The sequence below is a fragment of the Thermogemmatispora onikobensis genome, from assembly GCF_001748285.1.
Classification (GTDB): domain Bacteria; phylum Chloroflexota; class Ktedonobacteria; order Ktedonobacterales; family Ktedonobacteraceae; genus Thermogemmatispora; species Thermogemmatispora onikobensis.
Genome location: NZ_BDGT01000048.1, coordinates 1 through 25,895 on the forward strand (window position 1 = coordinate 1; position 25,895 = coordinate 25,895).

17 protein-coding genes are annotated in these 25,895 nt (G+C 58.2%); 1 reads left to right on the forward strand and 16 read right to left on the reverse strand.

Going from position 1 to position 25,895, the window contains the following annotated elements:
* The 16 genes from BGC09_RS17570 to BGC09_RS17645 all read right to left on the reverse strand — a co-directional run.
* The coding region (locus BGC09_RS17570; protein WP_245688599.1) for a condensation domain-containing protein at window positions 1-1,337 on the reverse strand (1,337 nt) is incomplete at its 3' end.
* A gap of 10 nt (window positions 1,338-1,347) precedes the next feature.
* Complete coding sequence (locus BGC09_RS17575) at window positions 1,348-2,595, reverse strand: cytochrome P450 (protein WP_069805537.1); 1,248 nt, start codon at window positions 2,593-2,595, stop codon at window positions 1,348-1,350.
* 132 nt (window positions 2,596-2,727) lie between these two features.
* Complete coding sequence (locus BGC09_RS17580) at window positions 2,728-4,758, reverse strand: non-ribosomal peptide synthetase (protein ID WP_084659058.1); 2,031 nt, start codon at window positions 4,756-4,758, stop codon at window positions 2,728-2,730.
* A 373-nt stretch (window positions 4,759-5,131) separates the two neighbouring features.
* On the reverse strand, window positions 5,132-6,277 hold the full coding sequence (locus BGC09_RS17585) for a hypothetical protein (RefSeq protein WP_069805539.1): 1,146 nt from the start codon (window positions 6,275-6,277) through the stop codon (window positions 5,132-5,134).
* A 97-nt stretch (window positions 6,278-6,374) separates the two neighbouring features.
* Window positions 6,375-7,106: a polysaccharide deacetylase family protein gene (locus BGC09_RS17590; protein WP_141727840.1), complete on the reverse strand. Its 732-nt coding sequence runs from the start codon at window positions 7,104-7,106 to the stop codon at window positions 6,375-6,377.
* Window positions 7,107-7,160: 54 nt separating this feature from the next.
* Window positions 7,161-8,417, reverse strand: a complete 1,257-nt coding sequence (locus BGC09_RS17595; protein ID WP_141727841.1) for a glycosyltransferase — start codon at window positions 8,415-8,417, stop codon at window positions 7,161-7,163.
* A complete protein-coding gene (locus BGC09_RS17600) occupies window positions 8,414-9,676 on the reverse strand; it encodes a glycosyltransferase (RefSeq protein ID WP_069805542.1) in 1,263 nt (420 codons plus the stop codon). Before BGC09_RS17600 ends, BGC09_RS17595 begins: the two co-directional genes overlap by 4 nt.
* 2 nt (window positions 9,677-9,678) lie before the next feature.
* On the reverse strand, window positions 9,679-11,361 hold the full coding sequence (locus BGC09_RS17605; RefSeq protein ID WP_084659060.1) for a lipopolysaccharide biosynthesis protein: 1,683 nt from the start codon (window positions 11,359-11,361) through the stop codon (window positions 9,679-9,681).
* The gene (locus tag BGC09_RS17610; protein ID WP_069805544.1) at window positions 11,358-13,604 is read right to left on the reverse strand and encodes a glycosyltransferase family 4 protein; all 2,247 of its coding nucleotides are present in this window, start codon (window positions 13,602-13,604) and stop codon (window positions 11,358-11,360) included. The genes BGC09_RS17605 and BGC09_RS17610 overlap by 4 nt, the downstream gene beginning before the upstream one ends.
* A 50-nt stretch (window positions 13,605-13,654) precedes the next feature.
* Window positions 13,655-15,184, reverse strand: a complete 1,530-nt coding sequence (locus BGC09_RS17615) for an O-antigen ligase family protein (protein WP_084659062.1) — start codon at window positions 15,182-15,184, stop codon at window positions 13,655-13,657.
* Between the two features lie 8 nt (window positions 15,185-15,192).
* Window positions 15,193-17,256, reverse strand: a complete 2,064-nt coding sequence (locus BGC09_RS17620; RefSeq protein ID WP_069805546.1) for a polysaccharide biosynthesis tyrosine autokinase — start codon at window positions 17,254-17,256, stop codon at window positions 15,193-15,195.
* Window positions 17,257-17,525: 269 nt separating this feature from the next.
* Window positions 17,526-19,070, reverse strand: coding sequence for an exopolysaccharide biosynthesis polyprenyl glycosylphosphotransferase (locus BGC09_RS17625; protein WP_069805547.1), 1,545 nt, complete (start codon window positions 19,068-19,070; stop codon window positions 17,526-17,528).
* A gap of 50 nt (window positions 19,071-19,120) precedes the next feature.
* Window positions 19,121-20,428: a glycosyltransferase family 4 protein gene (locus BGC09_RS17630; RefSeq protein WP_069805548.1), complete on the reverse strand. Its 1,308-nt coding sequence runs from the start codon at window positions 20,426-20,428 to the stop codon at window positions 19,121-19,123.
* A gap of 71 nt (window positions 20,429-20,499) precedes the next feature.
* The gene (locus tag BGC09_RS17635) at window positions 20,500-21,948 is read right to left on the reverse strand and encodes a nucleotide sugar dehydrogenase (protein WP_069805549.1); all 1,449 of its coding nucleotides are present in this window, start codon (window positions 21,946-21,948) and stop codon (window positions 20,500-20,502) included.
* Between the two features lie 44 nt (window positions 21,949-21,992).
* Entirely contained in the window at window positions 21,993-23,183 is a 1,191-nt protein-coding gene (locus tag BGC09_RS17640) for a Gfo/Idh/MocA family protein (protein ID WP_069805550.1), read from the reverse strand.
* On the reverse strand, window positions 23,174-24,301 hold the full coding sequence (locus tag BGC09_RS17645) for a DegT/DnrJ/EryC1/StrS family aminotransferase (RefSeq protein WP_069805551.1): 1,128 nt from the start codon (window positions 24,299-24,301) through the stop codon (window positions 23,174-23,176). Before BGC09_RS17645 ends, BGC09_RS17640 begins: the two co-directional genes overlap by 10 nt.
* A gap of 1,005 nt (window positions 24,302-25,306) precedes the next feature.
* Here BGC09_RS17645 and BGC09_RS17655 point away from each other — a divergent pair.
* Window positions 25,307-25,642 carry a hypothetical protein gene (locus BGC09_RS17655; protein WP_069805553.1) on the forward strand — a complete coding sequence of 112 codons (336 nt, stop codon included), beginning with the start codon at window positions 25,307-25,309 and terminating at the stop codon, window positions 25,640-25,642.
* Window positions 25,643-25,895 lie beyond the last annotated feature (253 nt).

Genomic DNA, 25,895 nt, shown 5'->3' on the forward strand with positions numbered 1-25,895 from the left:
AGGTCACTGCTGTACTCAAAGCGTCCGATCAATCTCCCATCAGGTCGATCATCAACCTCCAGCGAAAGATCAAATTTGGAGGCCCCTGCACTCACATCCATCTGTGTAATCGTCCAGCCCGAAGGCAGTACTGGCAGCTGCGGCTCAAGCGTCAGCGCCACCTGGAACAGTGGATTCCACGCAGCAGAACGCTCAACCTGGAGCTGCTCCACCAGGTAGCTGAAAGGGATATCCTGATGGGCAACTGCTCCTATTACTCTCTCTTTCACCTGGTGCAGCAGTGAGCGGAAGCTCAAGCTCTCTGTCAGCTTGCAAGAGAGCGGAAGCGTATTCAAAAAATACCCTGGCATCCTGGCAAACTCAGGGCGTTGTTCACGGCTCCCCAAGACTGCACCGACTACGATCTCCTCCTGCCGAGTGTAGCGGTACAGCAAGAGCTGGAGAGAGGCCATCAGGACCATATAAAGGGTGGTACCCTCCTCACGTGCCAACCTTTTAAGAGCCTCCGTTAGCTCCCTGCTCAACGCGAAAGGCACCATTCCCCCACGGAAACTTTGGACTGGCGGTCTTGGGAAATCCGTAGGTAAATTAAGCAACGCCGGCGCTTCAGCAAGTGTCTCTCGCCAATAAGCGAGCTGCCTCTCAACCAAATCCTGATTGACGGTGGCCTGTTGCCACAGCGCATAGTCGGCATACTGATAGGTTGGCTCAGGCTGGGGTGAGGGGAGACCGGCGCAAAACGCTTCGTAGTGTGTCCACAGTTCCGGCAAAAAGACCTGATAGAGAGTAACTCCATCGAAAATAATATGATGTAAAGTCAGGTAGAGGCGATGAAGTTGATCCTCAATCTGAATAAGTAAACCGCGCAAAAGGGGGCCGCTTGTCAAATCAAAAGGCAGGCGAGCCTGCTCGGTAGCCAGGCGTTGAGCCTCTTGCTCCCGCTCTTCTGGGGGGAGGTGGCGCAGATCCACAAAAGGCAAGGTCAGTGGCTCGAAAGGATGAATATGCTGAAAGGGCTGACCATTCTCTTCAGGGAAGCTTGTGCGCCAGATCTCGTGGCGTCTGATAAACTCATTAAAGCTGCGTTCAAAGGCCTCGCGGTCCAATGTGCCTGGCAGGTGGACAGTGACGCACTCATTATAGGCTGGTTCCTTTGCCAGGCGAGACAGAAACCAGAGCTGCTGCTGTCCAAACGAGAGCGGTGCAGGCTGTCCTGGCTCATGTCGGGGAAGGGGGGTCAGCAACCTCTGGGCCAAGGGCGCTCCGGCCAGCTTCTTCTGACGCAGCTGCTCTAGCAGTAGTTGTCGTACATCCACCGCAGGGTGGTTCTCACTCATCGTTCACCTCTCACCTTTCCCAAGATACCGGCAAACTCTTGAGGCCACGCAGGCCGAGATTCTCACGCCAGACGAGCGGGCCTGGCTCCAGCTGCAAGCCGGGCAGACGACGCACAATAAGCTCGATTGCGATCTGTCCCTCGATACGTGCCAGAGCAGCCCCGAAGCAGAAATGACTGCCCCAGGCGAAGGCCACATGGCGATTGTCCTGGCGTCGAATATCGAGGCGGTCGGGATCGGGGAAGCGCTCTGGATCGCGATTGGCTGCGCCCATAACCGCGATCACGGCATCGCGCTTCCGAATCTTCTTCCCACCCAGTTCCGTATCCTCGGGGGCCAGACGAGCCGTATGCTGGCTGGGACTCTCGTAGCGCAGCAACTCCTCCACTGCCGATGGGATCAGTGAGAGATCTGCGCGCAGCAACGCAAGCTGATCCGGGTGGCGCAGCAGGCTCAGCACGCCATTCCCGATCAGATTAGTAGTTGTCTCCTGCCCTCCCACCATCGTAATAATCGTATTAGCGATAATCTCCTCCTCGCTCAGGCGGTCGCCATCGATCTCGGCGGTCAAGAATGCATGGATCAGGCCCTCGCGTGGATGGTGCTCCATTTCCCTGATGGCAGAGCGAAAATAGGCAGTCATCTCATTGAGGCTGCGAATCACCTGTGCCACCCGGTCCGGGTTATGCTGGAAATTCCCGAGCACCTGCGCGAAGTCGGCGGACCAGGCTGTCAACTGCTGCCAATCGGTCGCAGGCACTCCCAACATCTCGGCGGTCACAATGGCGGGCAAAGGATAAGCCAGGTCTGCGATCACATCCATCTGTCCCTGGGCCTGCACGCGATCGAGCAAGCTATTCGTAATATCGCGAATATGCTCGCGCAGCACAGCTACGCGACGAGGAGTAAAGGCCTTCGCGGCCAGGCTGCGCACCCGCGTATGAGCTGGTGGGTCCAGAAACAGCATCTGCTTCACCATCACGCGGGCCAAGGGGGTCAGGGCCTGCATCCCCATAGCCTCTAGCTGCTCCGGGGTAGGCGTACGTTGGGCAGAAAAGCGCTGAAAGACCGTGATAACGTCGGCGTAGCGTGTTACCACCCAGGCGTGCAAAAACGGGTCCCAGTGAACAGGGTCCTCGCGGCGCAGGCGGTGGTAGAGTGGATAAGGATTTGCCAGAACCTCTGGATCAAGGAGATGATAGAGACTTAGTGGTAGCTCCTGCTGCTGTGGTGGCGTCACCGACCTCGGTTCCTGCATAATTATCACGGGCTCCTCTTATCCAGAAACAAGACCGACTGGGTCTTCTCCTTCCATTGGCAACCGTACTGGCGGCTTTCTCCCCCGTATTCTGGCGGCCAGTGCGGCGTACCAAACGCTCCTCTCCTGGTCTTAGCTATTCTGAAGCTGCTCTAGCAAGCTCTGGGCCTCCTGCTCACTCATGGTGGCCAGGCGTTCGAGCAGTAGCTGCTCGATGCGAGCGGCGAGCTGACGTACTGTTGGAGCGGTAAAGAGCGTGTGCAGTGAGATTTGCACTCCAAACAGCTCGGTCAAGCGCAAAATGAGCTGGGCCCCAAGCAGAGAATGGCCACCGAGCATAAAGAAGTTCGCGTTCACATCGATAGCTGAGCGTCCCAGCAGCGAGCAGACTACCTCTGCCACCTGTTGCTCGATAGCGTTGGTTGGAGCCACGTCCTCCTCTTTGAAGAGAGACGGGGCCAGACTGTCCATCCCTACCTCTTCTGACAGGATCTCGCCAGTCTCGGGTGAGGGCAGAGCCTCCCGGTCGATCTTGCCATGAGCAGTCAATGGCAGGGTATCCAGACGCACGAAGATCGTCGGAAGCATGTAGTCAGGCAACTGCTTGGCGAGCGCCGTGCGCAGCTCAGAGGGAGTGAGTTCTGCTTCAGGCGAGGTGACCACGTAGGCTACGAGTTGCTTCTCGCCTGGCAGCTTCTCGCGGGCGACAACAACGCTGGCCGTAATGCCCGGCTGCTGATTGAGTACCGTCGCTATCTCATCCAGCTCAATGCGGTAGCCCCGAATCTTGACCTGATTATCCAGGCGTCCCAAAAAAGCAATCTGGCCATCCGGCAAGAAACGTGCCTGATCGCCCGTACGATACATGCGGGCCCCAGGCTGCTGAACAAACGGATCAGGAAGAAAACGCTCGGCGGTCAGCTCCGGACGGCCTCGATAACCGCGGGCTACTCCCTGGCCACCGATATACAGCTCGCCGGGAGCACCCCAGGGCACGGGGTGAAGCGCTTCGTCGAGAATATAGATCGATGTATTATCGATAGCCCAGCCAATGGAAGGCGGCTCTGCCAGTGGCTCGCTCACTGGTGGCACTGGTCCAGAGGTCGCCACAACCGTGGCCTCGGTTGGCCCATAGTTGTTTACCAGGGTAAAGGGCAGGCCGGGCTGGGGATAGCGATGGAGCGTATCGGCCCCTGTCAGCAAGAAGCGCAAAGCCGTTTCGCGAGGCCACGGGAGCTGGATCAGGCGCTCGGCCAGCGGGGTTGGCAGAAAAGCAATGGTGATGGCCTGTTCGAGCAGCCAATCGCGCAGCGCTGGCGCTGAGAGGCGCAGCTCATCGGCAGGCAGATAGACAGCTGCGCCGCATGTCAGATAAGGCCAAAGCTCCCAGCCAGTTGCATCGAAAGCCGGACTGGTCACCTGGCTGGCCCGATCGGCAGCGCTCACCGAGAAGGCGCGCTGGTGCCAGAAAATCAGATTCAGCAGGCTATCGTGCGTGACCTCCACACCCTTGGGGCGCCCAGTTGAACCCGAGGTATAGATCACGTAGGCCAGATCATCTGCCGTGGCCTGCTGCTCCGCGATCTCGCCCGTTGGCTGGGCTGCCAGTCGAGTGGCATCTTGATCCAGGTAAACACGCTGCCGAATAGGGAGCGCCGCTTCTCGCTCAAGCTGGCTGGCCAGCTGAGAAGTCGTAACCAATACGGGGGCCTGGGCATCCTCCAGCATAAAGCGAACGCGCTCATGCGGATAAGACGGATCGAGCGGCAAATAGGCCCCTCCAGCTTTGAGAATAGCCAATAGTCCCACTACCATTGCCGGCGAGCGCTCCAGGTAGAGGCCGACGGGCACGCCGGGATAGACACCGTGCGCGCGCAGATAATGGGCCAGCTGGTTGGCGCGCCTGTTCAGCTCCTGGTAGCTCAATGTGGTCTGCGCTGTCACTACTGCTGGTGCCAGTGGGTGCTCGTGGGCCTGTTGAGCAACAAGAGCCGGTATACAGGCATGACGCGGATAATCGCGTCTGGCGGCGATCCATAGGCTAAGTGGCTGTTCCCCTTCGCTTGACAGAAGACTACCGGGAATCTTCTTTATTGCATCTCTAGCTGCCATAGTTGGCCCTAAGAAATTACTGCTGTACAGTTCTTCTTGCTTAAAGACCATATAAATAGTTTGCTCCTGTCACAAATAGAATCACATATTTCTTGCCTCTCCCGGGAGGAGGCTATGGTCGAGACAGCCTGCTAATTGAGCGTAGACAGGCAGCACCCTTGAGGGTACATCTTTTGAAACGAGACTGAATCGTTGCGGTTATAGCTACTCTGGAACGTTTCGTTCCTGCCTGCTATTCCTCCCTATCTACCAGCCTTCCTATTCAGGCGGCGCGCGAGAGCGGGCGCGCCTTCAGACGAGTTGGACAGAAGAACGTCAGGTAACAGTATACTGCTCTATTGGCTGGAAATCTCCTCTTGGATGGCTCTTTTGGCTGAACATGATAACCGTCTTTACTGGCATTGATGACCGCTTTCTGAAGGACCTAATCTACTGTCAGGGGTGTTCCCTGTTTCGCTGTGGTCCAAATGTGCTGGCAGGCAGCGATACCCTGACGGATGCCCTCCTGAATAGCGTGGTTATTGGCTGGGGTTTGGGTCTGCGAGCTGTAGAGATTGGCGTCCCAGCCGTAGTAAGCGATACCGGTGGCCCCATGCTGGCAGAAGCTCTGGCTTTGCTGGACAATATCGGCGGTACTTGGGAGCGGCCAGCTCAAGCCAGCACGAGTCGAAGGTCCTCCAAAGGCCTGCGCAATTCCGATCATCGGGGTCTGAGCGTAGTTCCAGCCCCGTTTCTGCAAGCTAGTGAACATGGCATTCAGGGTACTGCGCATTGACCAGTCATAGCGGCTGGCTGAGGCATCTTCCCTGGCTTGCAAGACCGTGAAGATGTAGAGGCCGATCATGTCGCAGCCCTCAGCGGTGAAGTTCGCGGCGATCTCGTCATGCCAGCCGGTATCGAAGCCGGTAGGGGGAGAGGCGCCAAAGCCACAGATGGCAGGGCGCTGAGGGGTATACTGCTGGATCAATTCATGAAACTTGATTAACAGCTCACGGGCGCTGCCAGGGTCCCACAGCACCCAATCATCAAGAACCCAATACCCCAGAATGAGCGGATTAGACTGAGTCTCTTCGAGATGCCGTCTGACCAGCTGGAGCAAGGCCTCTTCACTTGCAATCGGCACCGAGTCCCGCCCGCAGTAAGGATGAGCCCCGGGTGGTGGCGGCTTGACCGTTTTGGTACGGTGGCACTCGTAATACTGCAGGTAGCTAGAGATATAGCCGTCGATGACCTGCATATGCGCGGCCTGGAGCGCTCGCCCTAGCTCGCTCTCTGGTGAGGGTGGATCACCGTACTCAAAGACAACTTGTATCCCCAAAGCCGCGGCCTCTGCAACCTCGGCAGGGGTTCCAACGGTGAAGCCGCCAATCAGGTGCAGGTCTTTGAAACGGCTATCCTGCCCGCTGGAACTGGCAAAGCGCGGGCTGCTGGTTGTCAGCTGCGAAACCAGCGGTGAGTGGGTGATCAACCACCAGGGATGCAGCAGCCAACCTATTCCTGCCAGGATGACCATAACTGATGCACTGAGCAGCACGAGGGCACGCCTCTGCCAGTGATGCACCTGCCTCATACACTCATCGCTCCCTGCTTGACCTCCAGGGCAACTACAGGGCCGGCACAGCTACCGGCCCTGGTCTCGCCGCTCTTGGGGCTTCCCTCTCTAGCGACTAGGCTGTCTCGGCCTCCTGTTGGCCGAAAAGCTTGGGAAGAAAGGTTTTGGCCAGCTCCAGGTTTCCCTCATAGCTGTGATAGAGCCAGCTTTCCAGCTTCTGCCTGGGAGTTGCTCCCTCGGCTACCCACCAGATGGGGTGTGTCAGGAGCTGAATCGCCTTCCCCTCCCGAAAGGCCGCCGACTGCAGGGGATGGCCATAACGCCAGCGTCCTGTCGAATCGCTGATATAGGCAAGGTCGCCCCGCTGAGCTAAATGGTAGACCGTATAGATCGGCCTGGCCTCTTCTACCGGAATGCTGGCGAGTGTACGCGGACTGTGCACACTCGCAATAGTTCGTTTGACATAGGGGTAAAAGTGAGCCAGGATCTCTATTTCGTGAACAACATCGAGGTGCTGACCATGATAATCCTGCAAATCAATGTGAAGGGCGATGTCATGCCCATAATTGTGAATCTGCTCCAGAAGACGAGCACTTTCTGTACTTAGTACATTATAAAATGGAGACGACAACATCACAAAATACGTGGCCTGGAAGCCAGACTCGTGTTCCACTCGGGCAAGCTCTAACGCTGCTTTTAAGCTAATATCGATATCGTGTCTTAGTAGTAGTATACGCTCTCCATGCTCTAGTCGCTCTTCCAGATCATCGAAAAGCGAGCAACGATAACCCTGGCTTGCGAAGGCCAAGAGGAGTTGACGATAACCCTGCAAAGTAAAATCTTCCACTGCTCTTCTACCTACTTCTAGTATTAAATGGATAGGCTTGATAGTCTTTCGCTTTCACCGTTTGCTGATCTGCTGGTAGAGGTACAGTAAGTTTTCCTGTTCCTTCTCCCAATGTAGATCGGCGGAGGCTGCCTGTAGAGCGTTCTGCCGCATAGTGGCCAGCCTCTGCGGTTGGGCAAGCATCCTGTTAATGGTCCTGGCGATGGCTTCAGGAGTGAGATCGCTGACCACCTCACCCAGGCCGTAGGTCTGCACGAGCTCCACGACCGCTGGCAGGGCTGAGGTCAACACGGGGACGCCGGCCATGATGTACTCAAACAGCTTATTGGGCAGGAACATCTGCACGTTCAGCGAATAGTCGGGCGAGGCGACCAGCAGACCCAGATCTGCCGAGGCCGTCCAACTCAGCAGCTCGGCATAAGGGACGGCGGGCAAGAGCCTCACGCGGTTGCCGACCTGTTCTGTCTCAATCAGCTGCTCCAGCTCCTCGGCAGCGTTGCCCAGTCCTTTCCCCAAGAGCACGATGACAATCTCGGGATCGAGGTAGCGGGCGGCCTTGACGAGGAGATCCAGCGAGCGATTGGCCTGGAGGCGTCCTTGATAGAGAGCCAGGCGTATCTGAGGTGCCAGGCCAAGAGCCTCATGCAGCCGCTTACTGGGTGTTACCTGCTGATAGGGAGGAATATTGCGCACCAGGGCCAGGCGTTTGATCCGATAGCGGCGCTGAAGCTCCTGGACGATCGGAGGAGAGACGGTGATCACGCCATCGCTGGCGGGAATCATACCTTTCATAAGCAGGGTCAGCAGATGGTGAAGCAACCGTCGCCCCCGGCTCATGGAGGAAAGGGGATGCTCCTCCAGAGGCATCTCGTGAGCCTCAAAGATCAGTTGTTTCCGGCGCAGGCGCGAGGCCAGGTAGCAAGCTGGCAAAGCGGCAACATCGTGAGCATGATAGACATCGGCGTCTGTGCTCAGCACCTGCCATGTACCGCGTACGAAGAGTGAGGCAGCCCTCAGCAAGGCGCGGTGCTTGAAACGAGACGAGAAGAACTCGGGGGCCAGCCGTACGTGCTGCAGAGTGATGCCCTGGAGTTCCTCACGCGCAGGTTGCTCTTGCGACTCCAGATCGACCACGCTGACATGGCACCCGGCGGCGCTCAGAGCGGTTGCGGCCCGCATTACTCGTACATCGCTCTTGCCCTGGCCCAGCACATGCATACAGACCCGCAGAGGGGATAGGCTCCCTGGGGGCTTGCCCCGTGAGGTCTCGGCAGCCCGATTGGTGTGCTGATTGACTACCAACTCTCTCAAAGTGATCCCTCCCGCTGTGGCGCTAGGGCGCTGGCCGATCTTGCTGGCAGCAGTGCCTGATAGAGTTCGAATAGATGAAATTGCTCGCGGTTCCAGTTGAACTCGCGGCGAGCGATCTCGAGGGCGTGCTCTCTCATGCGCTCCAGTGCCTTCTGATCGTGGATGACCCGATTGATGGTAGTGGCGACGGTAGCCGGATCACGTGATGGCTCGACGACTCCCAACTCGTGGGCCTGAATCAGCTCGGCAATCACATCGAGCTGAGAGCTGAGTACGGGAAGCCCTGCCATCAAGTACTCGAAGAACTTATTGGGCAGGCAGTAGCGAATACTCAGTGAGTAATCAGGCGGAAGCAAGGTCAGGCCGAGATCGGCTGAGGCAGTCCAGGCCAGGAGTTCCTCGTAGGGAACGGGAGGCAGCAGTTTCACACGTTGCTCCACCCCAAGCTCGGCGATCAGTTTCTGCAGTTTCTGATGTGTCGGCTCGCGAGCTGCCCCGAGCATGACAATCACGACGTCTGGCTCTAAAAATGGAGCAGCTCGCACAAGCAGATCAAGGCCACGGTTTTCCTGAAGATTCCCCTGATAGAGGGCAATACGGGTAGCATTGGATAAGCCTAATTTTTCACGGAGAAGATTGGTGCGCGCAACCTGGTGGTAGGGTGGCACATTGCGCAGGAGTGTGACACGCTGTCCGCCATACTCGCGCTCGATGAGGGAGACAATGGGGGGAGAGACAGCGATCACCCCCTGGCTGCGCCTCACAAGGTAGCTCAGCACCCGCCGTGCAATGGCGAGGAGGCGCGGCCAACGCTGGACCGCTCGATCTGCCAGCGGCAACTCTGGTGAATCAAAGATCAAGGGCTTACGTCGCAGTCTGGCTGCCACATAGGCGGCGGGTAGTGCATGCTCCACAAATGAATGGTAGATGTCGGCCTCTTCTCGAAGGAGATGGAGAGTGCTCAGTACATTGATGCGGAGTAGTTTGACCAGAAACCAGGGCTTAAAACGCGCTGGGATAAACCAGGCGGGCATGACGATATGCTTCAGCCTGATCCCCTGGTGAATCTCCTCATGGGGGGAGGAGCGCGACCCGACAACATCCACAATTGTAACCTGCAGACCTGCCTCCTTCAGAGCAGTGGCAGTGCGCCACAGACGCGCATCGCCGCGGGCCGGAGCAAACCTGAGCATGACGACGCGCTGCCCCTGAAAAAGTGGCGAGAGGCCAGCAGCCACATCTTGAGCTTCAGATAACATAGTCATAGACTTCTTTTTACACTCCTTCCGGGAAAGGAATGGCGCAGACGGGAGAGCTGCCGCAGTGGCAGGCGTGCCAATAGCAGCAGAATGACAACATAGGCCAACCAGATCAGTCCATAAAGGACGGCGCTACTCAACGGATCAAGGCCTTGGGCCAGGAAGGCTGCGATGAAGTAGAGAGCGATCCCAATGGCCAGTGCGCTGAGAAAGAAACCGATCTCGAAGGGCACAGGGTACATCTGGTTATTCACCAGGTAGGCCAGGAGCGAGAGGAACGCATAGGCCACCAGTGTCGAGAAGGCTGCTCCTAGTGCACCAGTGAGTGGAATAAGCAACACATTCAACACCACGTTAAAAATGGCTGCCTCTGCCGTAAGAACCACTGCGTACCATGTTTTTCTCTTTATCGATATTCCTACATTGAAAACATTGTAGATGCCGTAGAAGACCATAGACATGGCCACCAATGAGATCACGGGCGAGGCTCCATGATAGCTATCTGGGAAGAGGACTTCCAGCAAAAATTTCCCGGCCAGCGAGAGGCCAAAGGCGGCTACCAGGAGGACGACGCTGAACCAGCGGAAGATCAACCTGAAGATCTGGGGGGCATCGCGGCGACGCGCCACGGAGAACATCGTCGTCGGCCAGGCCAGATTGAAAGGGGAGATGACCAGTACGCCCAAGACGTTGCCCAGCGTATAGGCGATCGAGTAGCTGGCAGTTTCCGCCAGTGAGCCAAAGCGACTCAGCAGATAGCGGTCCGAGAGCTGCAGCACCCAGACAGACACGAAGCTTGCCACCAGGGGCACGCCAAAGGACAACATATTGCGCGCCATTTCGCGGTCAAAAGTCAAGCCCGCTTCCCAGAGGATCACCGGCAGCATACTGAAAACTACGATGGCATATCCGCTGGCCGTGCCCAGCAAGGCCCCGGTCATGCCCAGATGCAATGGTCCTATGTAGAGTAAGGTTGCGACAAGGCCCACGAGTAGATTGGCGATTGAAAGGGTCGCATAGAGCGTAGGGCGGTTCTCGGCTCGCAGCCAGGCCAGGCCCGGCACGCTCAAATTCTGCAGCAATACTACCAGGGCGGCTGCCTGTACTGGCGCTGTCAGGAGGGGTGACTGGAAGAGGAGCAGGGCGATGAAGGCCGCGCCTAGCGACATGGCTAGCGTTACCGCGATCGAGATCGCCAGGAGCAGCCCTACTACGGTCGAAAGCACGCGCAGTCGCTCGCGGCGTGATTCGTAGTCGTAGCCATAGGCGCGGAAGAAGGCATTCCCTAAGCCGAGCTGTGTGATGCCGGCGATCAGCGAAATGGCCGCGAGCAGCACGGAGAGGGCGCCATACTCGTCGCGCGAGAGAGTGTGTGTCAGGAGTGGGGCCAGCACAAGCGAGGTCAGAGGGCCTGCCAGAGAAGAGAGGGCATAGATCCCACTGCTCTTCACCAGGGTACGCAGCTGACCCACGTAGCCATTGCTCTTCTCTTGGGCTGGTGCTGGAGTAGTGGGTCCCGACGTCGTCGGCGAGGCTGGCGCAGCTGGTGGGGCTGCCATCGCTGGCTGTGCCGGCTGGACTGGTCGTGCTATCTGCACCGCTGGTGTTGGCTGATAGCCCGGCGCGTACTGTGGATACTGCGGCCCCGGGTAGGCTGGATAGGGCTGTTGTGTTGTTGGCTTCAATCCTCAACTTCCCCCTCTAGGCCGTTACGGGCCACCGTTTCTGTAAGGAGCTGCTCCAACGCTGCCCAGCCAGAAGCCCGGAGCAGAGCCCTGCGGAAAGTCTCCGGACTATGCTGAGTGGCGATATAGGCTCTGGCTGCCCGCCCCATCTGGCGGCAGAGAGCAGGATTGTCAAGCAGGCGCACGAGGGCGTTCGCTGTCTCCTCGGTATCTGCCGGTCTCACGGCAATGCCGCGTCCCTCTGCGAGCAGCAAGGCATTTGAGGGAGGGCGAGTTGAAGCAATCACAGCACAGCCAGCGGCCATTGCCTCCAACACGGCCATTGAGAAGCAGGCTCCGCGGGTACTAGTGTAGAGAAAAATATCGCTGATCGACAGGAGACGGGCAATCTCTGGTGCAGACAGCTCGCCCCAGAGAGCGCAATGGTCATGGAGCTGGAGCCGATCGATCGTTCGCTCAAGCTCCTGGCGCAGAGGTCCATCTCCGGCGATAATCAGGCGCACTCTGGCGCGGGCTGTTGGCTTTAACCGCTCCAGGGCGCGAGCCAGACTTGCCAGCGCGAGATCGAGGCCTTTCTCTGGTGTGAGGCGGCAGGCGATCGCCACCACCATATCGTCCGGTCTGAATCCATATTCCTGGCGGCGGCCTGCGCGTTCCTCCTCTGAGGGCACTGGGTAGCGTTCGATATTGACCATGCTGGCGAAGCGTACCACGCGGCTGGCGGGGATGCCGAAGCGCGCCGCCATCGTCTCCACGCCATCGCCTGGGACACCTGGTACCAGATACTGGTCAACGCGCCGGGCTGCTAAGCGGAGCATCAAGCGATAGGAGGGCCAGTAGCACCACTCCTGCAGGCGCCCGATGAGGCGACGCAGGCGGCTGCGGTGGGCGAGCAGGCGCCGACGCTCGGCCAGGTGGAGTGGATGAATGTCCTCCTGAAGCAGGGTCAAATGGCCATGATCGATGCAAACCACGCGCGCGCCAGCCAGATGACCCAGCGGAGCGGAAAGCAAGGCAGAGAAGACGGCATCCTGCGGCAGGACGAGATCGAAGGCGGTCCCTTGACGCAGCAAGGCGAAGAGCCTGGCGGCGCCAGTCAAAACATAGAACCAGACAAATGGAAAGTGAGAGGCGCCCATCCAGGAGCGGCCAAAACGGTGAATGACATATTTACCGGTCTCCTGGTCGGTAATGGCTCGGGTGAGGTATTCCATGCGCCAGTGGCCTTGCGTCGCTTCTTCGATGCCTTCCAGGACGGTGAGGACTCCGCCAATGGCTGGGAAGGCCGGGAGCGGGACGCAGACGCGCAGTTGACTGGGAGTGCTCGCCGGACGTGGAAAGAGGCGAGGTTGCCAGAAGCGCCAAAGGCGCGCGCTCAAGGAGTGTCGGGCGTGCCACCAGCGGGAGCGCAGGCGGCGCAGCCAGCTCTCTGAATAGTGCTGCCAGTGCTGGCGGGCGCGAACGCAAACCTCGCTCTTTGTCGAGGCTGCCAAAGCATCCAGCAAAGCAATCTGGAGAGCCAGCTCCTGGGCTGTAACCAGGCAGCGCGTAGCCAGGTCGCGATAGGGCCAGAAACGTCCAGCGAACTCACACAGGCTCCGTTCAAAGGTAGTCAGTGCTCGTTGGTATAGCTCTCGACTTACCTCCTCACAGGCGGGCCAATACTCTATCAGTTCATGGAGGCTGAGCAAAGCCAATGCCATGCCAGTGAAGCTATGGGTGGCTGGATAAATGGCCAGCTCTTCAAAGAAGATCCCATCAGCATAGAGGGGGGAGTAGATGCCTCCATCCAGAATATCGCAATGGAAAGTCTTCAGGCAGCGCTCCAGGGCCAGCATATACGCCTGATCACCTGTCATGCTCAGAGCGCGCAGCAAGACGGCCAGGACGCAGCTCTGCACAGGAGCGGAGAGGCAAAGCGTGGGGCCTCCACCTGGTCGGAGCAAGACGAGCGGCCAGCCGCCTGCGCCGTTGCCGAGAGGCTGCTCCAGAGCGAGCAAGCGCCTGGCATCTTCGAGGAAGAGATCCCTTTCCCGGTGATCACCGCCCACTAGAGAGCGGTTCCAATGGGTCAGGGCGCGGCAGGCTGTTTGCAGGGCAGCCGTGCTGGTAACCAGCGGATTACTCTGGCTCAGGCAATGCTTTAGCACCGCCGTAGGGTAGGGGCCGGGCTGCTGAGGCCAGCCACCTTCCTGATGCTCACTACCGCTACGCACTTTTTCATATTCATAAGAGATAGACATTGATTTTCTCCAGAAATGCATCTGTCAGATCGAAGAGATCGGATGATATATCATGACTCGCGCATAGGTGCAGGTGTATCCTTCGTAGCAGAATGAGAGGCCAGGCTGGCCAGCAGCAGAGGAGAAGAGAGTAGGCCAAGCATCAGCCAACCGAAGCAGGCCAGCGGTGGCAGAGTCCAGCCATTGATACTGATGCTATTGATGCACAGCGCTCCGACCGCAGCCAGGCCACCGGCGAGCAAAGCGCGCTGGCGCTGATCGCACAGTCGCCAGGTGCACCAGGCTTTCCACAGGTAGCAAATCAGGAGGGCGAGGAAGGCCACCAATACGGGGAGGCCGCCCATTGCTCCGAATTCCAGATAGGAATCGTGGGGATGAGCCAGAGGCACATACTGGAGCGGCGAGCGATAGGGGGCCGAGTCCTGCATATAGATACTCAAGCCGAAGCCCACCCCCGTGAACGGGTAAGCCATGATGACATTCAAGGCCGTTTCCCAGGCGCCCAAGCGCAGCGATAGCTCCCCCTGGCCTGTCAGGTGGGCGAAGAGGAGCTGGAGTTGATCAGAGAAGAAGAGGATCAGAATCAGTGAGACGAGGAAGATGCTCAAGGCGATCTGCAGGCGCAATCTCCAGCTGTCCACAAAGAGCAAGAAGAAAACCAGGCCACAGCAGGCGGCTACCCAGGCACCACCGCTGAACGTGAAGAGCAATGCCGGACCGATCACCAGCGCTTCACCAAGATAGAGCAGGCGGGCCAGCCAGAAGCGACTATGCGCGTAGAGACCCAGTGGAATGAAGAGGACAAAGGCGAAGAATGTTCCATTCCAGTTCGGATCGATAAAGAATCCCCCTACGCGCTGGACGCCGGTATCACCGAGAGTAAAATTCGAAACGCTCTTCAGAAAAGGATCGTGGAGGGAAGTGCCCAGGAGAAATTTACCTGTCAGTGCGATGACAATTGTATGAACGGCGATCAGAGCGCCGACGGCTGCCAGGAACTCCAGGACCAGCCAGAGGCTTTTCAGATTGCGCGCCGTATTGAGACCCAGCCAGAAGAAGAGGAAGGAGCCGACAATGATATTGGGATAGTAGAAGAGGGCGTCATCCAGATTAGTGGCTCCGCGCAGGGCGGGAAAGAGGGTCAAGCCCAAAAAGAGGAGCCAGAGCCAGAGCGGGCGAGGCTCCACCCAGGGGCGCTGCTGGGAGCGACCGAGGAAAAAGACCAGCAAAAGGGCAAGCGCGAGCAGCTGAGCCGTCGCGATGAGGGACATATAGAAATCAAGGTAGAGATGAACCAGGGCGACGGTCACCGTCAGGATCTCGTCGCAGCGCAGGTAAAGCAGCAAAGCCAAAAACAGCAGCCCGGTGATCAACGCGGTTGCCATCGAAGCGGCCTGACGAGTCACGCTGGTTGAGGGAATCACAGTGCCAACCAGCAAAGGGGCGAAAACCTCCACCATGCCCACTACAATCAAAGCTCCGATAAGGAGAGCAATAAGCCCTGTGGAGGGAGTGATCAACCCCCTCCCTCCACGCTCGCTTGACGCTGAACGCTGTGTTGTCTTCTGAACGATGCTCATAGCCTCTCTTATCGCTCTCCGCGCTGTCTATGTGGTTCTATCGAAGGCATCTCCAGCGTTTTCAAATCAGTGATATCGGAACCGCGCTGTCCTGGAGGCGGAGCGGGGCTTTCAGCTGCCTCCCCTGCAGTGGGAGCGTTGGGGCTAGCGAGACGCTCACGTGTCAGACGAGGGCGGGCTGGCACCGGCGAGCTTTTCCCATCTGCCCCAGATCCGACTCCTGCCGTAGAAGTCATGACCCGTTGGACCTGAGCGGGAGTGGCCGGCTCCGTCGGTGGCTGTCCCAAGCCTGAACGTTGCTGGCTAGCCGTTGCTGCCAGTCCTCTCGGCTGTGGAGTGGGCGAAAGCTGGCTTACTCCCCGTGGCAATGCTGGCGAGAGTTCTCGCTCGGCCAGAGCGGCCTGCGGGTGATCCTGACCCCAGCGGCTGCTGGCAAGTGCTGCCCCTGACTGCTCGCTCTGCTCGTCGCCTGCGGCCTGATAGTAGTAGGGGGTGATACTGCCGCGCTGCTGTTGCTGCTTGTTGACGACGCAGCCGATGATACGTACACCTGTCTGACGCAGGAGAGCTCGCGCCTGGCGGATATGCTCCTTCCGGGCGCGGGTGATGTCGACCACCAACAGAGCGCTGTCGACTCGTGAGGCCAGGATACTGGCATCGGCCAGGCCCAACAGCGGCGGTGCATCGAAGATCACGATGTCGAAATAGTAGTCTGCCAGGTTCGACAGCAAGTTACGCATGGCCTGCGAATCCAGTAGCTCGGGAGGATTCGGTGGCAGATGCCCGGCTGGCATCAGCCAGAGATTGGCAGTACTGGTCTCATAGAGGAAGCTATCGAGAATGCCTCCTTGCTCAGTTGGGCGCTTGCGTGAAGACGAGACACTTGGCAGAGGAGTCGTGGAAGATTGGCTCATGGCCATAATGGCGCTGCTCAGGCCAGCTTCAGCGGCAGAGATCCCAAAGAGGCGATGGAGCATTGGACGGCGCATGTCGGCATCCACAAGCAGGGTGCGTTTTCCTGCCTTCGCCATAAAGATTGCCAGATTCGCTGCGACCGTGCTCTTCCCCTCTCCTGGGACAGAGCTGGTGATCAAGAGATAGTTGACGGGCGTATCGATGGAGCAGAAGCCGATATTGGTGCGAAGGATGCGGTAAGACTCAATGAGGCCGGCATGCTCCTTGGGGTTAAAGACCTCCTTCTCCTCCGAGGAGCGTACTCGCCAGACGGTCGCGAGGACGGGATAGCCAAAGAGCTGAGCCAGCAGCTCGCCGGTGCGCACGCGCGTATCAAGCTGCTCCAGGAGCAGTGCCAGCAGCACACCAATCAGAAGGCCGGTTACCAGTCCTGCCCCAACATTGAGCAAGACACGGGGCTGAGACGGGCTCGTCGGAGGTGTGGCCTGCTGGACAATGCGCAGAATATTCCCGTTTTCCGCTTCTGTCAGCTCTAGCTGGACAAGAGCATCTTGGAGCTGTGAATAGCGGTCCTGCAGGGCCTTAAGGCGAGATTGCAGGACACTGATCTGCTGCTGGTCGCTCGTGGTACTCTCAATTTTAGTAATTTGATTACTGACGCTATTGATTTGCTGTTCTGTAGAACTAAGCTCTTGTTGTAGCTGTTGCTGGGAACGCTGATTATCCTGTTGAATAGCAGCGTCTTGCTGCTTGATAAATGTCTGAGCGATATCATTAGCCAAAGCCGCGGCCCGTGTCGGGCTCTCATCCAGGACGGAGACCTTGAACAACTGGGTATTTGTCTCTGTAGTAGCGGAGACGCGCGAGGCCAGAGCGGAAGCACTCAGGCCTGGATAATGAGAAGCCACTTCTGTCAAGACTGGCTGGCTGGTGATCAGCATCGCCTCAGTATCGACGAGCTGGTCACTGGCCAGGAGATTATTATAATCAGCTAAATTGTTGCCTGTGCGGACGGTGACTTGCATAAGGACCGACGCCTGGTAGAGGGGAGTCATCAGCTTGCTGGCGATCAGGGCCCCAGAGCCGACCGCCACGCAGCAGATGGCAACCAGCCACCAGCGCTTGGCCAGCACGGCTGCGTACTGAGCAATCGTCATTCTAAGTGTTCCTCTCTTGCAGATACCTTTGCCCTGTCTTTGCTCTCGTTGTTATATGTATCGATCCTGGCTGCAAATGGTAAACTTCTCGGGAAAGAGTGGTAAGAAGGTCCTGCTCTCTGCATAAGCAGATCTGGTACCGGGCGATGCCAGGGCTGCCTCCTCTTCTTCCCAGAGACCGCGTCTACTTCTTTACCTGCTTTCTTGGCTGCCTGCCTCTTCTCGTCGAAGGTACCAACTGCGATCGCTGGCTCCTGTATCCACACCACTTAGATACCCCGCAGTTTAATCACTTCAATGATTGTTCTCAAAAGAATAAGAATATCCAGTATGCATGATTGATGTTTGATATAGTAAAGATCGTATTGCAATTTTTCCAGGGCTTGTTGACTCGTAAAAGTATAGTGGTATTTGACCTGAGCCCAGCCTGTCAGGCCCGGGGGAACGCTCAGCCGGCAGCGATAGAAGGGAATAGTTTTTTCCAAGACGGTGACGAACTCTTCCCGCTCGGGTCGTGGGCCGATCAGGCTCATTTCCCCGCGCAGAATATTGAGTACCTGGGGAAGCTCATCCAGGTGAGTGGCCCGCAGAAAGCGCCCAATGCGTGTCACCCGGGCATCGTTGTAGCTAGCCCACTGGGCCTTTCCTTCTGGCTCGGCATCGACGCGCATGGAGCGAAATTTGTACATCTTAAACTTGCGTCCATTCTTCCCCAAGCGCTCCTGGCAGTGAAAGATGGGTCCGGGCGAGTCCAGGCGGATCAGCAGCGAGAGGGGGGGAAGCAGTAAGAGAAGCAACAGCGATCCCATCAGGCCAAAAGTGAGATCGAGTAATTTGCGCCAGCAGAGGTAGAGAGGAGAGAGGTTGGCGCCTGGCAGGGCGATATACCATTGTCCTCCGATCTGCTCCACAGGAATCTTCCCACTGACGTTCTCATAGACGCAAAGGGCAGGGACGAGCGAGATCCCCAGGTGGGTTCCAGTGATGGCCTCCTGCACCAGGGCTGGATTCTCCTGATACTCGGTTGCCATAATCAGGACGTCGATGGCTTGCTGCTCAATTAGGCGCTGCAGCATGAGGCGTCCGCCAAGCACAGGCAAAGGCAGCGCTCGCTCGAACTCGGCCTGGGCCTGCAGATTCTCCTCTGCTGATGAGATGTAGCCCACAATATCGATGGTCGAGCGTCGGGGCGCGGCCTGCAGTTCTCGCGCAATTGCTTCCCCGATGGGGCTAATCCCGACAATCACTCCCTGGCGCCGGAAGGGAGGCAGATGCAAACATTGGGCAATGGCGAGGCGCCAGCAGGCGATGAGGGGGAGGCTGACGCTGGTAAAGGAGAGGGTTGTCAGCAATAGGGAGTGCAAGGCGCGGCCTTCCAGCGTGGCACTCAGAGCAAACCAGAGGCCAGCCAACAGAAGCAGCGTGATCATAGCCCGTAAAGGGCTAACCAGGCGGCTTGACATTCCGTTGAGGTCGTAGGCGCGTGTCAAACGGGCTGCAAAGCCCCAGAGAAGAGCGGCGCAGCCAATCCAGGCCAGATGCATCTCCCACGGCATGATCAGGCGACTACTACTTTCGACGGGTGGCTGATTACGTACTATCAGCAGGGTGAAGGTAACCAGCAGCAGTAAACTATCGCCGCCAATCAGGATAAGCCGCCAGTCGCTGCTGGAGAGACGCCGTCTCGTTCGCCGGCTGAGCTGTCCCTGCTCGCAATGAGAAGCTGCGGACAAAGTGAGAGTAGCAGTATTCCCCTGGTAACTTCGCCTTGGTACCGGTTCACTCTGTTGCTGATATTCCTGTTCTTTCAGCATATGTTTCTTCCTTTCTCTCCTGAACCAGGCATCTACTACCTTCTATCTGTCTATCTATATGACATCGATTTATTGTCATCATATTCTTGCTGTCTTTGCTGTTGCTGTTTTGGCTCTGAAGAAGTGAAGGAGGAGGATGGCAGGAAGGCGGCGATTTGAGCGTCGAGGCGGGCACAGAGTTGGTCATAGTCGAAGCGCTCCTCGGCCAGCGCGCGACCGCGGGTGCTGAGAGCCTGGGCCAGGGCCGGCTGCTCATAGAGCTGCACAATTGCTTGCGCCAGAGCAGTGGGATTCTCCGGTTCGACGAAAATAGCGGCGCCGGCCTCTTCCGCCAACCGGCGGGCCTCGCCATCGACAGCTAGCAGAATCGGGCGCCCGCAGGCCAGGGCCTCATACATCTTGCAGGGCAAGGCGCCCTCAAAGAGAGGAAGCTTGCGCATCATGATCAGGCAAGCATCAGCGGCGGCCAGTAGCAAGGGGACTTGCTCATGGGGGAATGGGTCCATGAAGATGACATTCTCCAGTCCGCGGCGGCGTGCCTCGGCCAGTAGCTCGGGCTTGGCACCGCCGTCCCCGACCAGACGAATGCGAATGGCTGGATAGGAGCGCAGTTGCTCGGCGGCCTCCAATACAGTAGTTAAACCATGAGAGATGCCAAGAGTGCCAGCGTAGAGCACAGTAAACGACTCTTCCCAGCCCAGGTGCTGACGGGCCTCGGCCTGTGGGCGAGGAAAGAACTTGCTCGTGTCAACGCCGTTCGTCAAGAAGAAAACCTTCTCAGCGGCCAGACCGCGGCGCAGTAGCTGATCACGTATCCCCTCGGTAAGAACCCAGACCAGGCTGGCGCGCTCGTATGAGGACCATTCCAGCCACTCGGCCAGGCGGATCAGCAGGCGATTACGTAGGACGCCAAGTTGAACCGCTGACTCAGGCCAGAGGTCCGAGACCGTGAACACATAGGGGCTGCCTTTCCAGCGGGCGAGCAGACGCCCGGCGATGGCATTAAAGAGCGGATGCGACTCGACAATCAGCAGATCCGGGCGACCGACGGCGCGCGCCCCCAAAATCGGAGCCAGGCAACCAAAGGAGAGATGTGCCAGGATGCGCCGCAGGAAGCCGCGGTTGGGACTCGTGTAGCTCCAGACGCGCACCACGCGCACACCTGCCCGTGTTTCCTCCTGGAGCAGGTGCCCACGGTACTCAGGGGGAACCACGCCGGTCGGATAATTCGGCACAGTTGTCAGGACTGTGACCTGATGGCCTCGCTGCACAAGATGCTCAGCATATTGGCTGATGCGTGAAGCTGCGGCCCCTTTCTCGGGGGGATAATACAGGGTTAGAAAGAGAATATACGCCATAGATCGTTTTATTCCTCATCTTCAACACTGCGAGAATGAGAGCTATACGAGTGGGTCAACATCGCAGTCTCTTAAAGAGCGCTTTCTGGACAATGGTGCGTGGTTGCTGCTGTTTCCTGACGAGAGGCCGTAGCCTCGCCACAGTGGGAGGCCGCCAGCGGCCTCTGCTTTCTCCGGCCTGGGCTGCCATCGCCAATCGCCAGATAACGTATCCCGAGCGTCTCAATGGTGGAGCGTTGCCTGTGCCAGGCCTGGCGACCATCGAGCACCACCTGGCAGCGGCTAAAGGGACGAAAGTCAAAAGAACGATAAGCTGTGTGGGCTGCTTGCAAAATAATGGCGTTCACCGTAGCCGCCTCTGAAGGAGAGAAGGGAGTATAGCCAGCGGCCTGGATTTCCTCAGAGCTGAAGAGCGGATCGTCAGCGAGCACGCGCGCCCCCCGTTGCTCCAGGGCTAGACGCAGCAAAACAGCGCTGCTAAAAGCCAGCTCGCGTACATCGCCGCGGTAAGCGATACCCAGAATCAGGATCGTTTGCCCGTGTAGGGAACCGAGAGCCATTTCGAGGCGCCGGACGGCATAGGTCGCCATGCTATCGTTAATGGCGCGAGCCTGGCGAGGCAGCTGAAGCAGCGGAGCGAAGCCAGCAGCCTGCTCGTCGACTTCTTCTGCGCCGGCCAGCAGGAAGTAGGGGTAGACGGGAATGCAGTGGCCACCGACGCCAACGCTTGGTGTATGGATATGGGAATACGGCTGGCTATTGGCGGCGGCGATCGCTGCTTGCACATCCAGACCGTGGGCATCGGCGAAGCGCGCGAACTCGTTAGCCAGGGCAATGTTCACATCGCGATAGGTCGTCTCGATCAGCTTCACGAACTCAGCATCGTCCGTCGATGGCATGACAATAATGTCAGAGGTGTCGAGCACTGAGCGATAGAAGGCTACAGCCATCTCCGTGCTGGGGGGATTGATCCCCCCCACAACCTTGGGATAGAGACGCAGATCGCGGAAGATGGTGCCGGAAGAGACCCGCTCGGGACTATAGGCTAGCCAGAACTCAGAGCCAGCCTGCAGGCCAGACTCGCTCTCCAGCAGCGGGGCCAGGCGGCGGGCAGTTGTGCCCACTGGCAAGGTCGTCTCATAGAGCACCAGGGTCTCGGGCTGTAGCCCTCTACCAATTGCGCGAGTGGCGGCATCCAGCGCTGTAAAATTGGCGGAATGGGCGGCATCGATAAGGACCGGAACGATCACCACAACGGCGCGTGCCTGACGCACAGCTGCCGTTGTATCGCTCGTAGCGCGCAAGCGTCCCTCCTGGACCAGCTTGGCCACGGCCTCCTCCAGGCCAGGCTCCTCGTGAACGTGAGAGCGACCAGCATTGATCTGCTCAATCACGTGAGGATTCACATCACAGCCAATGACATGCCAGCCGTGGCGAGCATACTGCACGGCCAGGGGCAAACCGATCTTTCCCAGACCAACGATGGCCACGGTAGCTGGTGACAGGGCGATTCTTGACATGTTTGAAAATCTCTTCTCCATGCTCTTCTCTGCGCTACTGTCTCTCATCCTCGTCTATCCGCCTCCAAGGTGCTGGGATGCTCCTCGTGCCTCTGCAGCAGGTTGAGAGGGGAGGGACTGGCAAGGCGGCGAGGGAGAGCCTGACCGTTGAGCCCTTGCTCGTAAGCAAGGATCGTGGTAGACCCTGGGGCCGGACTGCGGTCAACCTCTTCGTGTGAGGTATCCGATTCCGGAGCCTGGGCAAGAAGGCCGTTGTTGGCTAGTGCCGAAGCCAGCAGCTGCTGAACCACCTTCAGAACGGCCAGACCATCCTCTCCCGAAACAGAAGGACTGCGATCGGTCACAATTGACTGAATCACATCCTCATACTCGCGGCGCAGGGGTTCGGCTTTCTGGACCTTCAGACGGGTCATGGTGCCCTCGCTCACGCCGGTCAGGGAACGTAGTGCATCCCAGGAGGTGGGGGAATAGTCGTTCTCATAGAAAAAGACATCCTGGGTTAGATAGTTCAGCAAGAACATTCCCTTCTCGCCGGTGATAGTCAGCTCCCGTACCTTTGTCGGCGTCAGCCAATTGACGTCCAGCACTCCCAGGGCGTCGTTGCTGAAGCGCAGCAGCCCCAGGAGCAAATCCTCGCAGGTACGATGGATATGCTGCTGGATTTGAGCCGAAACCTGCCTGATCTCAGCATCTACCAGGTAGCGCATCGTGTCGATCTCATGCGAGGCCAGATCGAGGGTCACGCCGACATCGCGAATGCGCGGGGGGAAAGGCCCGATTCGTCGGGCATGCAGATGAAAGATGCGTCCGAGAGCGCCAGCGCTCAAGCGACGCTTGACCTCTGTCACTGCGGGGTTGAAGCGCTCGATGTGGCCCACTGCCAGGTGGACATTGCGCCGACGGGCTAGCTCAATCAGGGCCTCGGCCTCCTCGACCGTACTGGTTAGCGGCTTCTCTACCAAGACGTTGAGGCCGAGATTGAGAGCGAAAGCGGCCACCTCACAGTGAAGATGGGTCGGGACGACCACCGCGACCAGCTCGGGGCGCTGTTCATCCATCATCTGGCGATAGTCACTGTAGCCGGCGATGTGGAAGCGCTGGACGGCGCGCTGTAGAGCGCTGGAATTCGCTTCGGCAACGGCTACGAGCTGAACTGAGTCCTCCAGCTCTTTCAGGACGCGCAGGTGATTCCAGCCCATTGAGCCAGCTCCGACCACTGCCACCCTCAGTCGCATAGAGCGATCACCTCCCGGGCAATGGTTTCCAGGTCATCCTGAGTCAGGGCGGGATGCACTGGCAACGAGAGCACCTCACGCGCTGCCCGCTCTGTCTCTGGCAGCCGAGCCAGGGGACTATCACCGCGCACGCGCTGTCGCTGTTCGGGATTCACCACATAAAAGCGGCTTGCCTGGCTGCGATAGAAAGGTTGCTGGTGGATAGGAATGGGGTAGTGGACGGCAGTCGCGATACCGCGCCGGTGCAGCTCGGCGGCCATCTCATCGCGGTGTGCTGGAACGCGGATGGTGTACTGATGATAGGTATGGCGACAGCCCGGGCGAGTAATTGGCGTCTGCACAGCGCCGGCCAGACGTTGATTCAGGTAGGTGGCGTTGGCGATGCGTCGCTGAGTGAACTCCTCCAGTTTCGCCAGCTGGACCAGACCCAGAGCGCCCTGCAGGTCTGTCATACGTAGGTTATAACCTAAGCCAATCTGGTAATAGCGGCTGGCCTGCCCGTGATTACGCAGGAGACGCAAACGGGCAGCCACTTCGGGGTCGTCGCTGGTGATCATCCCGCCCTCGCCGGTAGTCATGTTCTTCGTCGCGTAGAATGAGAAGCAGCCTGTGCCGAAGCTGCCCACCGGCTTACCGGCGAAGCTGCTGGCGTGGGCCTGACAGGCGTCCTCGATCAAGATCAGCTTGTGGGCCTCGACTAGTGATAGCAACCGACCAAGGTCGCAGGGGTGACCATAGAGATGCACAGGAAGAATGGCGCGCGTGCGCTCACTGAGGGCCAGCTCCACCTGTGCGGGGTCGAGCGTGTACGTTTCCGGATCGATGTCAACGAACACCGGTGTGGCGCCGACCAGCAAGATCACATTGGCAGTGGCCGCAAAACTAAAGGCTGTGGTGATCACCTCATCGCCCGGGCCGATGTCATGAGCCAAAAGGGCGAGATGAAGGGCTGCCGTGCCCGAGGAGACGGCAATCGCGGCACCGACCTGACACAGTTCGGCAAAACGCTGCTCAAACGCGGAGACGTATTTGCCCTGAGCAAGCAGGCCCGAAGTCAAGACCTCGTGGATAGCGGCCTCCTCCTCAGCTCCCAACAGGGGGCGAGCAATCGGAATCATCGCTTCCTCACTTCTTCTCACTGCGCCATCGATCGAATCCGGTTAAATCAACCTGCGTATGACCAAGCGGAGCAGTGCTAGAGCCGTGGATCGCTCACTGGTCAGCGGCAAGATACGGGAGGTGGCCTCTCTCTGTTGGGCAAGCGGGATACTTCTCAAAGCCTGCATGCTGGCCAGATGATGGTGTTGAGACATAAGCTGAAGAAATTGGTCTCGATGCTCCTGCGCCACTTAGCAACGCTCTTTCTTTACGAGTTGTTTAGAAAGTATTGAAAAAATAGTCCCTTCCACCTGCAAGCACCATGTTATAGGTGCTGCCATACTGCCGAAGACCAGTATAGCTGACCTGGTGGCAATTGTCGTCCCGTTGGTGGCTATTTTTATGGGAACTGATGACCGTTTTTCCAGGCAACATTTGCCACTGGTATCGGTTAACAATTACACACCGCTCAGCAGCGACTGGCGAGCGCGAAAAAGGCCTCAATCGGCTTCCTGGGCTGATGAAGCCTGCTGATCGCTCGTAGGACCTCCCCGGCAATTCTGGCTACTCGCCTATGGCCCGCCCGATGCCTATGCTATATATCCCTTCAGTAAAGGCAGTGATTGGTATGTGTCGATTCGCTCATGGGTAGCTCAATCGCTGCCGGGCGTAGGATCAGCCGCTCGTCGGGGTAGAATCAGCGATCTGGTTCTGGCCCCTTTGCTGGAATGGACAGGCGTACAGACGGGCAAGCGCTGCGAGCGCAGGGCCTGTCTTGGTAGTGGAGGAGAGCGCAGGGCCGTCCTGGGTTTCACGACTCTTCTCCGGTTTGTATGATTTGGGTTGTCGCTTAGGCATGAGGGAAAAATGCTATGTCAGAGCAGACATTAACTCGTTTGAGAAAACGTCGAAGGGGGACAGAGACGCGTATTCTCCATTTTGCTTTTCAGGATCTCTTACCTCCTGGGCAGACGCTAGCCTTGAGCTTAGGCACACGAACACTTTCTTTGCTTTGCGATGGAAAAATGGTGCTTGATCAGCAATTCAGCATCAATGAGTTGCGTGTCCTTGAACCTATTTTGCAGGCTTTTCCTCACTATTGTCCCTACGAGGTTTTGCTGGCCAATTTGTCGTCAGCGCCGGCCACTGGCAGTTCGATCGCTCGTTGTCGCCAGCGTCTGTTGGAAGCTCAGGGGAGTCAGCGCTGGCAGCAAGAGCTGCGTCCGATCCGCCGCGCGCTCTCATCGGTGCGCAGCAAGCTGCATCGCTTTGGGCTAGAGATTTCGAATGTACGCGAGCGTGGGTGCAGTCTCACATCCTTGACCTATACTGGTGATATGGCCCAGCGAGAGGTAGTCTAAGCTGGTGCGGGGAGGGGTGGGGTGTGAGGTGCACGCTTGGCTGTGGGTGGTGGCCTGCCTGCGGCACGGCTGGTGTTGGAGGCTGAGCGCGAACTACGAGGCCAGGCTGTCTGATAGCTGAGGGAACAAGGCGCCAGAGAGAGAGGCAGACTCAGCATTGCAGGTGCCTCTTTGCTGATCTTAGCCTCTCTTCTAGCGTCGCCTCGCCTCGCCTGGTTCGCGAACCACAAAGAGCGGTCTCTGAGGCGTTGCA

Bases quoted from the DNA above. Each gene is read 5' to 3' on its own strand.
- BGC09_RS17575 (WP_069805537.1), bottom strand. From the start codon at position 2,595: ATGCAGGAACCGAGGTCGGTGACGCCACCACAGCAGCAGGAGCTACCA.
- BGC09_RS17580 (WP_084659058.1), bottom strand. From the start codon at position 4,758: ATGGTCTTTAAGCAAGAAGAACTGTACAGCAGTAATTTCTTAGGGCCA.
- BGC09_RS17585 (WP_069805539.1), bottom strand. From the start codon at position 6,277: ATGAGGCAGGTGCATCACTGGCAGAGGCGTGCCCTCGTGCTGCTCAGT.
- BGC09_RS17600 (WP_069805542.1), bottom strand. From the start codon at position 9,676: ATGTTATCTGAAGCTCAAGATGTGGCTGCTGGCCTCTCGCCACTTTTT.
- BGC09_RS17610 (WP_069805544.1), bottom strand. From the start codon at position 13,604: ATGTCTATCTCTTATGAATATGAAAAAGTGCGTAGCGGTAGTGAGCAT.
- BGC09_RS17615 (WP_084659062.1), bottom strand. From the start codon at position 15,184: ATGAGCATCGTTCAGAAGACAACACAGCGTTCAGCGTCAAGCGAGCGT.
- BGC09_RS17620 (WP_069805546.1), bottom strand. From the start codon at position 17,256: ATGACGATTGCTCAGTACGCAGCCGTGCTGGCCAAGCGCTGGTGGCTG.
- BGC09_RS17625 (WP_069805547.1), bottom strand. From the start codon at position 19,070: ATGCTGAAAGAACAGGAATATCAGCAACAGAGTGAACCGGTACCAAGG.
- BGC09_RS17630 (WP_069805548.1), bottom strand. From the start codon at position 20,428: ATGGCGTATATTCTCTTTCTAACCCTGTATTATCCCCCCGAGAAAGGG.
- BGC09_RS17635 (WP_069805549.1), bottom strand. From the start codon at position 21,948: ATGTCAAGAATCGCCCTGTCACCAGCTACCGTGGCCATCGTTGGTCTG.
- BGC09_RS17640 (WP_069805550.1), bottom strand. From the start codon at position 23,183: ATGCGACTGAGGGTGGCAGTGGTCGGAGCTGGCTCAATGGGCTGGAAT.
- BGC09_RS17645 (WP_069805551.1), bottom strand. From the start codon at position 24,301: ATGATTCCGATTGCTCGCCCCCTGTTGGGAGCTGAGGAGGAGGCCGCT.
- BGC09_RS17655 (WP_069805553.1), top strand. From the start codon at position 25,307: ATGGTGCTTGATCAGCAATTCAGCATCAATGAGTTGCGTGTCCTTGAA.